Origin of the sequence: Coxiella endosymbiont of Ornithodoros maritimus (assembly GCF_907164965.1) — a bacterium.
GTDB lineage: Bacteria > Pseudomonadota > Gammaproteobacteria > Coxiellales > Coxiellaceae > Coxiella.
On the sequence record NZ_CAJRAM010000024.1, the window covers coordinates 15,403 to 28,122 of the forward strand.

Here is a 12,720-nt window from a genome sequence, read left to right on the forward strand (position 1 = left end):
CTGAATGTTAAAAACGATCGCACTCGATGTCATGGGCGGCGACCATGGACCTAAGGTCATTGTTCCGGCGGCCATATCCATCCTGAAAAAGCATCCGAAGGTTAAACTTATTCTTGTGGGTAAAGAAGAACAGTTAGCCCTTTTGATACCCGAAAAAAATAGAAAATCTTTTGGACAGCAATTGGAAATTGTTCATGCCAGTGAAGAAATAGGAATGGATGAGCCGCCTTCTCAAGCGCTAAGAACTAAAAAAAATTCCTCCATGCGTGTTGCGATTAATTTAGTGAAAGAAGGCCAGGCCCACGCTTGTGTAAGTGCGGGTAACACTGGCGCTTTAATGGTAACAGCCCGTTATATATTAAAAACACTGCCGGGTATTGATCGACCAGCCATTATTGCCGCTTTTCCCACGAAGAATGAGCGCGAAGTGCGGGTTTTGGACTTAGGCGCCAACGTCGATTCAACCCCTGAAAACCTTTATCAATTTGCTGTCATGGGCTCAATTTTATCTTTCGCTGCACATAACATTCGGAATCCTCGAATTGGATTGCTCAATGTGGGTGAAGAAGAAATCAAAGGAAATGAATTGGTGAAAAAAGCCAATGAACTTTTTGAGGCAAGGAAGACCATTAATTATATCGGCTATGTTGAAGGCAATACTATTTTTAATAATGTTGCTGATGTGGTCGTTTGTGATGGGTTTGTTGGGAATGCGGTGTTAAAAGCGAGTGAAGGTGTTGCACAATTAATTAAACAGCATGCCAAAGAAGCTTTTAGTGAGGCGTGGTGGACGAAATTAGCGCTCTTACCAGCGATTCCTATTTTGAAACGCCTCATCAGACGTATTGACCCTGAGCGTTATAATGGAGCCACGTTTTTGGGGTTGAATGGTATTGTGGTTAAAAGTCACGGGAGCGCGAATATTAAAGCTTTTGTTTGTGCTGTCGAAGAAGCGATCTTTCAAGTCAACAAAAATATTCCTCAACTTATTAAAGAAGAAGTCGCTCATATTTTAAAGGAGTTTGAAAATAAATGACCTACGCGCGTATTCAGGGTGTTGGCAGTTATATTCCTCAGCAAATATTAAGTAATGCAGATTTAAAAAAAATGGTTAATACCACTGATGAGTGGATCATGCGGCGAGTCGGCGTGCGTGAGCGTCATGTCATTGCTAATAGCCCTGATAATACCACCACGATGGCGGTCGATGCGGCAAAACGTGCAATTGAAATGGCGGGAATAGACCCCGCCGTTATCGAGATGATTATCGTGGGGACTGCAACGGCAGAATACTATTTTCCTAGTACAGCTTGTTTGGTCCAAAAATATTTAAATTTGCGTGAGGATATCCCTGCCTTCGACATAAATGCGGCGTGTGCTGGTTTTGTGTACGCTTTAAGCATTGCTGATCAATATATCCGAAACGGAGGCGCCAAGCGTGTGCTTGTTATTGGTGTGGATTCTTTAACAAAGGTAGTGGATTGGAAAGATCGCAGCACCTGTATTTTATTCGGTGATGGTGCAGGAGCGATTATTTTACAAGCTCACAAAGAACCCGGCATTTTAAACACTATTTTACATGCAAATGGCGATTACAGTGGTTTAATTACCGCTAAAAGTGGGATTTGGGAGCGGGAATCTGCGCCTCATTTGCACATGTATGGGAAAGAAGTTTTTAAACTAGCGGTAACTAAATTAGGAGAAATTGTCGATGAGATTATTGAGAAAAGCGGACTCACGCAATCGGACATCGATTGGTTAATTCCCCATCAAGCGAATTTACGTATTATTGAAGCAACAGCGAAACGAATAGGGCTGCCAAAAGAACGGGTTATTTTGACAATTGAGCAACATGGTAACACCTCCGCTGCCTCTATTCCTTTGGCACTCGATGCCGCTGTTCGGGTTGGCAAGATTAAACGCGGCGATACGCTGCTGTTAGAAGCTTTTGGTGCAGGCCTTGCCTGGGGCGCTGTGCTACTTAAATTGTAGCCCGTATGAAGCAAAGCGCCTTACAGGGCTATATTAATCCCCGTATTGCACTTCATACTGGCTACTCTAACTAGTTATATTTTGGAGTAAAAATGCTGCAATCTTTTGCTTTTGTCTTCCCTGGCCAAGGGTCCCAGCATTTGGGGATGCTGGCTGAGTTAGGGCTTCAGCAACCGATTGTTCTCGAAACCTTTCAGCAAGCCTCTTCCGTGCTGGCCTATGACCTCTGGGAGTTGGTTCAGCATGCCCCGCAAGAGAGGCTAGATCAGACCCAATTTACCCAGCCGGCTTTGTTAACTGCCGATGTTGCTATTTTCCGTTGTTGGGAAGCTCTAGGGGGACCAAAACCGCATGTGATGGCGGGCCACAGCTTAGGGGAATACGCGGCCCTTGTTTGCGCGGGGGCTTTGAAATTTGAAGAGGCCGTCAAATTGGTGGAGAAGCGGGGCAAGTATATGCAAGAAGCGGTGCCTGTCGATGAGGGGGCTATGGGGGCTATCATCGGTTTAAATAAGGCGAAAATCGAATCCATTTGCGAAAATGCGGCACTAGGAGAAGTTGTTCAGCCGGCCAATCTAAATTCAACAGGCCAAACCGTGATATCCGGCCATAGTGAAGCGGTGGATCGCGCTCTTAGCATGGCAAAGACAGAGGGCGCAAAAATCGCAAAGCGAATTCCGGTCAGTGTTCCTTCCCATTGCCCCCTCATGCAAGCCGCTGCGGACCGGTTAGCGCAGGATATTGCTAAAATTTCGATTGCTTTTCCTAAAGTCCCGGTGATCCATAATGTAGATGTGGTTAATCATAATGAGGCGAATATCATTCGCGGCGCTTTAATTAAACAACTAGTGGGACCCGTTCGATGGGTAGAAACCATCAAGTATATTGGAGAACAAGGGATCAAGGTTTTTATGGAATGCGGTCCCGATAATAAATTAGCTGGTTTAATTAAGCGCATTGATCGCCAGAGCGAGATACTGCCGCTCACCACGACAGAATTAATTTTAACCGCTATAAAGCGACTAACTCACTAACTCCGCCCAAAGATACCCTCTCCTTGAGGAGAGAGTGGGGTGAGAAGTAAAAAATCAGGAGAAATTGATGCTTACACCGCTCAAAGGAAAAACCGCCTTAGTAACGGGTGCTTCTCGGGGCATCGGCGCTTCCATGGCGACCGAACTCGGTCGCCATGGAGCTATAGTTCTTGGAACAGCCACCACGGAGGAGGGGGGGAAGAAGATTACCCAGATGCTGATCGAAGAAAAAGTGGAGGGGAAAGGCTATGCTCTCGATATTTGGGATCAAGAAAGGATAAAAGCGATTCTATCCGATATTCAAGGTGATTTTGACGCGCCATCGATCTTGGTCAACAATGCGGGAATAACACGGGATAATATCCTTCTGCGAATGAGGTCCGAACAGTGGGACGAGGTCATTAACACGAACCTCAACGGCGTTTTTCATCTCACGAAAGCTTGCCTAAAATCGATGGTGAAGGCTCGTTCGGGACGAATTATTAATATTAGTTCAGTAGTGGCGACAATGGGCAATGCTGGTCAAGCCAACTACGTAGCTGCCAAAGCAGGTCTGATTGGCTTTACCAAAGTCGTTGCTATGGAATATGCGGCCTACGGAATCACCGCTAATTGCATCGCTCCCGGCTTTATTGAAACGGAAATGACAGGCGCATTATCCGAACAGCAACGAGAAGCGATACTGGCCCGAGTGCCAATGAAACGCATGGGTCAGCCTAATGAAATCGCTCAGGCGGCGGCTTTTTTGGCCTCTGACAGCGCGGCGTATATTACGGGGGAGACATTGCATATCAACGGTGGAATGTGTATGGTATAGCGCTTGAATACTAGTAACAACATGTTACTATTCGTCGAAGTTAACTTTAGAGAGGGGAGCCGCAATCATGGCAACAGTTGAAGAACGAGTCAAAAAGATTGTCGTTGAACAATTAGGCGTAAAGGAAGAAGAAGTTACCAACAGTGCTTCGTTTGTAGACGATTTAGGTGCTGATTCTCTAGATACAGTGGAGTTGGTGATGGCATTTGAAGAGGAATTCGAAACTGAAATCCCCGATGAAGATGCTGAAAAAATTACTACTGTCCAACAGGCGATTGACTATATCAAAGAACATTCCGGCAGCGAATCCACTTCTGCGTGATCGATTTTGCTATTTTGCTTTATTGAGAATCTGAGGAGTCACACTTGGAGAAACGGCGCGTTGTAATAACCGGGTTGGGAGTTGTGAGCCCTCTCGGAAATAAAGTTTCGGATATGTGGCAGGCGCTCTTAGCGGGTAAAAGTGGAGTGAAGCCGATTGCTCGATTCGATGCGTCCTCTTTTCCTACCCAAATTGCGGCCGAAGTCAGGGATTTTGACCCGGCTTTAGCATTAGATCTTAAAAGCATTCGTAAAACGGACGTTTTTGTGCAATTCGCCATGGAATCTGCCCGTCAAGCGTGGGAGGATTCAGGGCTAGAAATCAACGAAGCTAACGCGCCTCGTGTGGGGGTAGCTATTGGGTCTGGCATCGGAGGGATGCCTTGGATTGAAAAAAATTATGACGCGTTATTAACTTCTGGTCCACGAAAAATTTCTCCCTTTTTTATTCCGGGGGCTATTATTAATATGGCATCTGGTATGGTGTCTATTAAATACAATTTAAAGGGCCCTAATATCTCAATCGTTACCGCCTGTACGACGGGTCTTCATAACATCGGCCACGCAGCGAGAATGATTGCTCACAATGATGCAGACGCCATGATTGCAGGGGGAACTGAGATGGCATCCACTCCCCTCGGTATTGGTGGCTTTGCTGCTGTGCGTGCTTTATCGACACGAAATGATGAGCCCGAAAAAGCGAGCCGTCCGTGGGATAAAGGTCGCGATGGTTTTGTGTTGGGGGAAGGTGCCGCGTGTGTAGTAGTAGAAGAGTTAGAACATGCCAAAAAGCGCAATGCGACCATCTATGCCGAAATTATCGGATTTGGGATGAGTGGTGATGCTTATCACATGACACGTCCAGACCCAGAAGCCGCAGGTTTTACCACTTGCATGAAAAATTCCCTTCGGGATGCCGGCATCGCCCCTGAGCAAGTCGACTACATAAACGCCCATGGTACCTCGACGCCTGCCGCCGATCCGCTTGAGGCGTGGGCCATTAAAAAAACATTTGGGGACCATGCTTATAAACTAGCTGTAAGCTCCACAAAATCAATGACAGGACACATGCTAGGGGCAGCAGGCGCTTTAGAAACCGTAATTTCAGTGTTAGCAATTCGTGATAATAGGGCACCACCGACGATTAATCTTGAAAATCCCGATGAAGGCTGTGATTTAGATTTTGTACCCAATGAGGCGATGGAGATGAAGATTGATACCGTAATGTCAAATTCATTTGGCTTTGGCGGCACTAATGGAACCTTGGTCTTAAGCCGAGTTTTTGACTAAACCTAATTAATGTCATCCTTCAAAAAGATTATTCTTTTCATTTGCGCTATTGTGCTAATGATTTTAGGAATGTGGTTTGCCATCGTCTGGCACCGCTTTATTCATACGCCCCTTCAAAGCGACAAAGCGATACAGCAGGTAAGCACTATTAAAGTCCCACCAGGCACCGGCATTCACTACCTAGCAAAAATTTTGTATGAAGAAGGATTACTGCAAAGTCCTCAATTTTTCATTTGCCTAACGCGTCTGAAAGGTGATGCCTCTTTATTAAAAGCAGGTGAGTATGAGATTACGCCGACGATGACGCCGTTGGAATTGCTAAGGAATGTAGTAGCAGGCAAAGTAAAGCAGCGCAGCATTACCTTTATTGAAGGTTGGACGTTTCGTGAAATGAAGCAGACCTTAAAAGAAAATCCCTACATTCACCATACCATTGACCGGCTAAGTGATCAAAAAATTCTGGCAAAACTTGGTTGCACCTACCTTTGTCCCGAGGGACTTTTTTTTCCCGATACTTATTCTTTTACGTGGGGAGACAACGATATCAAAATACTTCGTCAAGCCTATCAGCGTATGCAGATAATTTTAAATGAAGCCTGGCAACAGCGCGCAGACAATTCACCTTACAAAAATTCTTATCAGGCATTAATTGTGGCCTCGCTTGTCGAAAAGGAAACGGCGTTGCCAAAAGACCGCCCTAAAATTGCCGGCGTTATTTTACGCCGTTTAAAAAAACGAATGCCGTTACAAGTAGATCCTACTGTTTTATACGGCCTCGGGCGCCCTTATAGTAGCCCTATTACGAAGGAAGACTTGGTTTCTAATTCACCCTATAATACTTACCAGCATTATGGTTTACCTCCCACTCCCATTGATATGCCATCGCGCGCATCGATTCTAGCTGCGCTTAAGACAGAGTCGGGTGATGTGTTATACTATGTGGCGCGGCGCGATGGCACTCATATTTTTTCGGCGACGTGTAAAGAACACAAAGAAGCTATCAAAAAGTATTTAGAAGATGGAGAAAAACATGGGAATTGAACGCGGCCGTTTCATTTCTTTTGAAGGAATTGAAGGAGTGGGGAAGACAACCGCACTTAATTGGGTGCGGGAGCAATTGGACGTTGCTCGTATTCCTTATGTGGTTACGCGCGAACCTGGTGGTACACCGATTGCTGAAGCCATACGCGATGTTTTGTTGAGTCATTCCGATGAAATGATGTGTCCCGATACTGAATTATTGTTAATGTTCGCTGGTCGAGCGCAAAATATCGCTCATGTGGCTTTGCCTGCCTTACGACGCGGGCATTGGGTCTTATCGGACCGTTTTACAGATGCCAGTTTTGCTTATCAAGGCGGGGGACGAGGCATTCCCGTCAAGCATATTGAGAAATTAGCGGGATGGATTTTAGCGAATTTAAAGCCGGATCTCACGTTGTTACTTGATGCGCCCGTTTCAGTGGCTTTATGTCGTGTTAAAAGTCGGGGTGCTAAAGATCGTATCGAAACTGAGGGACTCGAATTTTTTAAGCGCGTGCGCGAGTGCTATTTGGCGCTGGCGAACCAAGAGTCGGCTCGATTTCGCGTCATCCACACGGATCAGGATTTATCGAACGTTAAAAATCAAATAATGAAGGCAATAAAACCGTTGTTAACTGTTTCTCCTCTCCCAGGGAGAAAAACAGAGATCGAGGGACTATGATTTATCCATGGCAGCAAACTCAATGGCAAGAAATCTTAACCCGTTATTGGCAAGGACGATTACCGCATGCGTTGCTTTTAACGGGAAGTCTCGGGTTAGGTAAGTTTAATTTTGCGAAAGCGGTAGCGGAATTCATTTTATGTGAAGCCCAGGATGGAGGAGTGTGTGGTTCTTGTCGCGGTTGCCAATTGTTTAGAGCAGGAAACCATCCCGATTTTTTTAAGGTCATTCCAGAAGAAAAGAACAAAAATATTAAAATTGCGCAAATACGGGAGTTAATGAACGCACTCAATCAAACCGCTCAAAATGGTGATTATCAGGTGGCTATCATTTATCCGGCGGAAGCCATGAATCGCGCGGCAGCGAACGCTTTTTTAAAAACATTAGAGGAACCGTGTGGTCAAATCTTTTTAATTTTAATCAGTCATCAATCGGGAGCCTTACTCCCGACGATCCTCAGCCGCTGTCAACGGCTAGCTTTCACAGCGAGCGCCAATGAAGCGACTGTTCAATGGCTTCAGAAGCAGATAGATGGTGATCGGCGCGAGGCTATCCAGCTATTAACGGCTGCCTTTTATGCGCCGTTGCAAGCCCTTCAATTAAAATCATTGAACTATACAGAAGTGCGTGACCGATTGTTACAGTTAATTGTAAATATTACAGCTCAGCGCGAAAATGCAGTTTCAGTCGCAGGGACTTTATTAAAAGAAGATTTGACATTCGTTTTGCAAGTGCTAATTATTATCGTGATGGATCTATTACGCCTCCAATTAAAGGCCACTAATTTTGTTGTTAATTCTGATCAATTAATCCTGTTGCAAGAGCTGAGTGCTACATTGCCGCAAAATAAAATAATGCTATTATTACAAGAATTACAAGAAGCCTGGTGGTTGACAAAAAATTCTTTATCAGTAAATACCCAATTACTATTAGAGGATTTATTTTTAATTCTGTAGTTCGCAAGTCCGTCATTCTTGTGAAGGCAGGAATCCAATGACAAAAATGGTTCACTCTGGTTTCTGATTCCGTTTTCAACAAGTGACGAATTAGTGGGGTAATCAATCATGTTTGTTGATTCTCATTGTCATTTAAATATGCTCGATCTGGCCCATTATGGAGGGGATCTTGGTGCGTTAATTGAGAAAGCCAAAAGTGTGGGTGTAGAGCATATTCTTTGTGTGGGAGTTGATTTGATGCACGCTCAAGCGGTGATTCAAATCGCTGCTCATTTTGAAAACGTTTCTGCAAGTGTGGGATTACATCCAAGCGAAAAAGTAGATCATGAGCCGACGGTTCAAACGTTAATTGAAGTAGCGAATCACCCCAAAGTTGTTGCTATCGGTGAAACGGGTTTAGATTATTATTATAATCATAGTGAATTAGGGAAAATGCGTGATCGTTTCCGCTGTCATGTCCAAGCAGCACTTAAACTCAAAAAACCTCTTATTATTCATTCTCGTAGCGCACAAACCGATACTATTCAGATTATGCAGGAAGAAAACGCACAAAGCGTGGGTGGTGTGATGCATTGTTTTACTGGAAACTGGGAAATGGCGGAACAAGCTATGAAGCTCGGTTTTTACATTTCCTTTTCGGGCATTGTCACTTTTAAAAATGCGAAAAACGTAGCGGAAGTCACAAAAAAGGTCCCTTTGGAGAAAATGCTAATTGAAACGGATGCTCCTTATTTAGCCCCCGTTCCATACCGCGGCAAAAAAAATGAACCCCAATATATCCCTTATGTGGCAGAGTGCATTGCGGAGTTAAAAAATATCCCGCTTAATGAAGTAGCTCGAAAAACGACAGAAAATTATTATCATCTATTTGGATAAAAATAGGGGCCTGCTTACAATCCGCTGAGCTGAGCTAGAATTCATTGATTTACAAGCACCGCAGCGTACATAGGAGCACGTGAGCAGCGAGCACAGGAAATTAATGAATTATGGCCGCGGCCTAGGGCGTGCCGTTAATTAACGCTGCCTGTCGTCCCGCGCCTTGTCCGTGGGATCCAGAGAGCCACATTAAGTTTTAGAAATTGGCTAGTTAATTAAGTATTTTGGGATATCCCTTTTGTAAAAATAATGTTATTCCAGGATTTACATCGAAATATGATGTACATCAATTGGTCTATTACGAAGTACCTCAAACTATAATGGAGGCTGCACGACGTGAAAGACGATTTAAAAATTGCTGTAGAAAATGGAAATTAAATGTTACTGAAAAAAACAATCCAACATGGCGTGGCTTATATGACGAGATCTGTTCCTAACTGGATCTCGTGGACAAGCCGTGGGACGACAGGCCCTACTAGAATTGTAAACAGACCTAACTCAAGCGATTGTTTTGATAGCACTATTTTTCAGCAATTGAATCCCACAAATCGTTTCTAACAAAATAACCGCGACTTGGTAAGGGTCGGCGTTAGCACCGGGGCGACGATCTTCTAAATAACCACAACCTCGAGATGCTACCGCGCTAGGTATGCGAACGGAAGCGCCGCGATTGGCTACGCCTGAAGAAAATTGCGTAATAGGAGCCGTTTCGTGTTTACCAGCGAAGCCGCTTTCTAACCCATGACCGTACACCGTAATATGAGCGTCATGACGTTTTGATAATCGCTCGATGGCCTGTTCGATGGTTTCCAAGCCTGTGGCGGGGTCGCGCATCAACTTAGTGGAAAAGTTCGTGTGTTTCCCAGCACCGTTCCAATCCTCTTGAACCGGTTTAGGCTGGAGTGTTGCTGTGATCCCGTAATCTTCTCCAATACGATAGAGCAACCATCGAGCCAGCCAAAGGTGATCAGAAACTGTCAAAGGATTAGGCGTCTCGTCGTCAGCGCCTCGATAGCGAATTTGGAATTCCCACTGCCCTGGCATGACTTCGGCGTTTGTTCCAAAAATCATGAGCCCAGCCTCAATACAAGCCGTGGCATGTTCTTCCATTAAGAGAGAGCGGGGGGCCCCGGCCGGCCAAATACTTCATCGGACCCGATGCCGCAATAAAAAGGGCCTTGAGGAGCGGGATATCCTCGATCGGGCCATCCGAGAGGTTGGACGCCTTGAAAGAGAGTGTATTCTTGCTCAAACCAAATCCATGGGTCATGTTTAGCAGCTCCATTGGCCATGATTTGACGCAAGCGGGCGGGGGTGTTTGAAGTATGTGGGATCCATCGGGATTCATCACTTTACACAACACCAAGTAATTTCCATCGTCTAAGATTGGATCTTTAACAAAATGGACAGGTTGTAAAATCAAATCGGAATCCTTTCCTGTCGCTTGGTAGGTTGAAGAGCTATCGAATCCCCATTCCGGAAAGTCGACCAGCGTAATATCTCGCTCAGGGTGTTTGATGATCCGAACTTTTGATCGTAGCTTTTGGGTTAGCTGCGCGCCGTCCATCCAAATATAGGTAACTTGAGCAAACATAGTCTAACCTCTCATTAATTTCTCAAACCAAACTATATGATTACCCACAAGATACAGCTTTAGGCTTTGTCATTGCTATCTGCGCAAGGATAATGGGCTTTAAGTTTTTTAGCCTTTATCCCCTTGTGGGTAATGATAGGAACTCAAAAGGCCCCTCCGGTTTTGTCAGTTTTTTATTAATCGTTTTAACCAGGGGCTTAATATAAGTAATATTAAACCAATCACAAATGAAAGAATCGCATTATTCATAAAGGCGTGCCCATAAATTTCGTTAGCCGCCTGGATATCAAGGATGTATTTAGGCACTCCGGCTTGTTCAGCCAAAAAACCAGATAATTGGCCGCCGAATCCGAGCGCCATGAACCAAACGCCCATCATTAAACCGGTTAAATGAGGAGGAGACAATTCCGTGACCATAGATAATCCAATGGGGGAAAGCAACATCTCTCCCAGTGTAAGAAAAAGATAAAAAAGTACAACCCAAATGGGATGAATAAGTCCGCTGGTTTCGGTCCAATGAACGGCTAAAACCAAAAGGGTCATGGCAATTGCCGCTGAAAACATAGCAAAAGAAAATTTTATTCCGGGCGTGGGATCGAGTTTTTTAATATGTAAACGCTGCCAAAGCGTGGCTAAAAAAGGACCGAACAAAATAATGAAAATCGTTTCTAGGGCGATAAACGCTGGTGATGGGATTAATAGGCCCATAATGTGTCGATCCACCACGCGCTGGGTAAATAAATTTACGGAGGCAAATGCCTGAAACAGTATCCCCCAAAAAACGATGGAGGCAAGGATAAGAATGATCAAAACAAGAAACTTATTCCGAATGCGTTTTTCAAATCGACTGCTAATAAAAAGAAGTATAGCTAAGATGAAAATACCAAGAAGCAATTGTAACAAATTAGCAATACTGGTGCTGCTCAACAATAAATAGGCGATTAAAATAGTAAGGAGAATGAGGAAAATAATGCTGAGCTTATGACGCGTCATTCGTAAAAAAGACGGCCTAATTTGGTCAGGAGGAAAGAGTAATCCGCGGTTTTCATACTTTTTGAAACCGAAGCAGAAAGTGAGAGTAGCGATAAGCATGGCAATGCCCGCACTGAGAAAGGCGGCACTCCAACCCAGCTTTTCCTGGATAAAGCCGGCACTACCTAGTGCTAGTAAGCCCCCTAAGTTGATGCCAATGTAAAATAAGGTGAAGCCCGCATCCCGACGTGGATCGTTCTCATAATAAAATTGGCCTAAAAAGCTGGAAATATTGGGTTTTAATAGGCCATTACCTACGACGAGAATTGACAAGCTAAGAAAGAGTAGCTTTTGACCAGCAAAACCTAAGAAAAAGTAGCCTAGTCCCAAGAAAATAGCACCTAAAAATATCGCGTATCGAGGCCCTAGAACTCGATCGGCAACCCCCCCCCCCGCAAGGGAGGCGATATAAACTAAAGCCGTAAACTCTCCCAGAATCATGTAAGCATGAGGGTCAGAGAAATTGAGGACGCTAGTAAGGTAGAGAATAAGCAGACTTTGAGTGACATAAAAGCCGAAACGTTCCCACATCTCGGTGAGAAAAAGAGGCGTCAGGGCGCGAGGTTGTTTCATCAGCAAGCCTTGGGTTACTTAGGGTGTATAATTGAGCATAGATCGTTGAGAAGTTCAACCCCTTTTGCTAGGGTGGGATTGAAAGTGTAGGTTAGGCCGCCTTGCGGGCCCAGCAGCAAAGTAGCCTGTATGAAGCGCAGTGAAATACGGGGATGATAGACGAGATCATTATTTTCCCGTATTCTGCTTTGGTCTATACGTATATGGCCCCAGGGTTGTTGTCAACAATCAGTTTTGACGAAAAGAACGTATATGCGGCTTCACCGAGCCACCGCATGAATTAGCCTCATCAACCTCAGGTTTTACCTTAACGTCCTTAACATCACATTGCCGCGTTTACTAATCCGCGACAAGACCTCCTTATTCTCACTCGCGTGTTGTGGAGGAACTAACCCAATAAACACCAACAACTTGCCAGAAACAGATGAAATTGATGAATGTCCCTCCCCGTTCGCATAAACCGGCAGCGCCGTTAAATCCCCCCGGCTGCGCTGTACCCGTTGACAATCCTCATTGGTTTTTACCACGGCTTT

Annotated in this window: 10 protein-coding genes and 4 pseudogenes; 11 read left to right on the forward strand and 3 right to left on the reverse strand. The window is 44.8% G+C overall.

From position 1 onward, the window contains the following. The first annotated feature begins 4 nt into the window (after positions 1–4). The 11 genes and pseudogenes from plsX to OWO34_RS02435 all read left to right on the forward strand — a co-directional run. Positions 5–1,036 (forward strand): phosphate acyltransferase PlsX, encoded by a 1,032-nt coding sequence (gene plsX, locus OWO34_RS02385; protein WP_267256437.1) that lies wholly within the window; start codon positions 5–7, stop codon positions 1,034–1,036. Next, positions 1,033–1,992 (forward strand): beta-ketoacyl-ACP synthase III, encoded by a 960-nt coding sequence (locus OWO34_RS02390; protein WP_267256438.1) that lies wholly within the window; start codon positions 1,033–1,035, stop codon positions 1,990–1,992. The genes plsX and OWO34_RS02390 overlap by 4 nt, the downstream gene beginning before the upstream one ends. A gap of 92 nt (positions 1,993–2,084) precedes the next feature. Beyond that, complete coding sequence (fabD, locus tag OWO34_RS02395) at positions 2,085–3,026, forward strand: ACP S-malonyltransferase (protein ID WP_267256439.1); 942 nt, start codon at positions 2,085–2,087, stop codon at positions 3,024–3,026. A 67-nt stretch (positions 3,027–3,093) separates the two neighbouring features. Further along, positions 3,094–3,843, forward strand: coding sequence for a 3-oxoacyl-ACP reductase FabG (fabG, locus tag OWO34_RS02400; RefSeq protein ID WP_267256440.1), 750 nt, complete (start codon positions 3,094–3,096; stop codon positions 3,841–3,843). Positions 3,844–3,910: 67 nt separating this feature from the next. Beyond that, positions 3,911–4,165: an acyl carrier protein gene (acpP, locus tag OWO34_RS02405; protein ID WP_267256441.1), complete on the forward strand. Its 255-nt coding sequence runs from the start codon at positions 3,911–3,913 to the stop codon at positions 4,163–4,165. A 44-nt stretch (positions 4,166–4,209) separates the two neighbouring features. Next, a complete protein-coding gene (gene fabF, locus OWO34_RS02410) occupies positions 4,210–5,454 on the forward strand; it encodes a beta-ketoacyl-ACP synthase II (RefSeq protein WP_267256442.1) in 1,245 nt (414 codons plus the stop codon). 9 nt (positions 5,455–5,463) lie between these two features. Continuing rightward, a pseudogene (gene mltG / locus OWO34_RS02415) lies at positions 5,464–6,572 on the forward strand (endolytic transglycosylase MltG); the annotation flags it as partial. Beyond that, positions 6,485–7,156, forward strand: a complete 672-nt coding sequence (tmk, locus tag OWO34_RS02420) for a dTMP kinase (RefSeq protein WP_267256443.1) — start codon at positions 6,485–6,487, stop codon at positions 7,154–7,156. The pseudogene mltG and the gene tmk, both read left to right, overlap by 88 nt. Beyond that, on the forward strand, positions 7,153–8,112 hold the full coding sequence (locus tag OWO34_RS02425) for a DNA polymerase III subunit delta' (protein ID WP_267256444.1): 960 nt from the start codon (positions 7,153–7,155) through the stop codon (positions 8,110–8,112). The genes tmk and OWO34_RS02425 overlap by 4 nt, the downstream gene beginning before the upstream one ends. Positions 8,113–8,220: 108 nt before the next feature. Further along, positions 8,221–8,988, forward strand: a complete 768-nt coding sequence (locus OWO34_RS02430; RefSeq protein WP_267256445.1) for a TatD family hydrolase — start codon at positions 8,221–8,223, stop codon at positions 8,986–8,988. 242 nt (positions 8,989–9,230) lie between these two features. After that, positions 9,231–9,425: pseudogene (locus OWO34_RS02435) on the forward strand (GIY-YIG nuclease family protein); the annotation flags it as partial. A gap of 61 nt (positions 9,426–9,486) precedes the next feature. Here OWO34_RS02435 and OWO34_RS02440 read toward each other — a convergent pair. From OWO34_RS02440 to OWO34_RS02450, 3 genes and pseudogenes are all read right to left on the reverse strand, one after another. Next, positions 9,487–10,582 (reverse strand): annotated as a pseudogene (locus OWO34_RS02440) (glutamine synthetase beta-grasp domain-containing protein). 165 nt (positions 10,583–10,747) lie between these two features. Then, complete coding sequence (locus OWO34_RS02445) at positions 10,748–12,187, reverse strand: peptide MFS transporter (RefSeq protein ID WP_267256446.1); 1,440 nt, start codon at positions 12,185–12,187, stop codon at positions 10,748–10,750. 308 nt (positions 12,188–12,495) lie between these two features. Then, positions 12,496–12,720, reverse strand: a pseudogene (locus OWO34_RS02450) (transposase); the annotation flags it as partial.

Excerpts from the sequence above, each read along its gene's own strand:
- plsX (WP_267256437.1), top strand. The coding sequence starts at position 5 with ATGTTAAAAACGATCGCACTCGATGTCATGGGCGGCGACCATGGACCT.
- OWO34_RS02390 (WP_267256438.1), top strand. The coding sequence starts at position 1,033 with ATGACCTACGCGCGTATTCAGGGTGTTGGCAGTTATATTCCTCAGCAA.
- fabD (WP_267256439.1), top strand. The coding sequence starts at position 2,085 with ATGCTGCAATCTTTTGCTTTTGTCTTCCCTGGCCAAGGGTCCCAGCAT.
- fabG (WP_267256440.1), top strand. The coding sequence starts at position 3,094 with ATGCTTACACCGCTCAAAGGAAAAACCGCCTTAGTAACGGGTGCTTCT.
- acpP (WP_267256441.1), top strand. The coding sequence starts at position 3,911 with ATGGCAACAGTTGAAGAACGAGTCAAAAAGATTGTCGTTGAACAATTA.
- tmk (WP_267256443.1), top strand. The coding sequence starts at position 6,485 with ATGGGAATTGAACGCGGCCGTTTCATTTCTTTTGAAGGAATTGAAGGA.
- OWO34_RS02425 (WP_267256444.1), top strand. The coding sequence starts at position 7,153 with ATGATTTATCCATGGCAGCAAACTCAATGGCAAGAAATCTTAACCCGT.
- OWO34_RS02430 (WP_267256445.1), top strand. The coding sequence starts at position 8,221 with ATGTTTGTTGATTCTCATTGTCATTTAAATATGCTCGATCTGGCCCAT.
- OWO34_RS02445 (WP_267256446.1), bottom strand. The coding sequence starts at position 12,187 with ATGAAACAACCTCGCGCCCTGACGCCTCTTTTTCTCACCGAGATGTGG.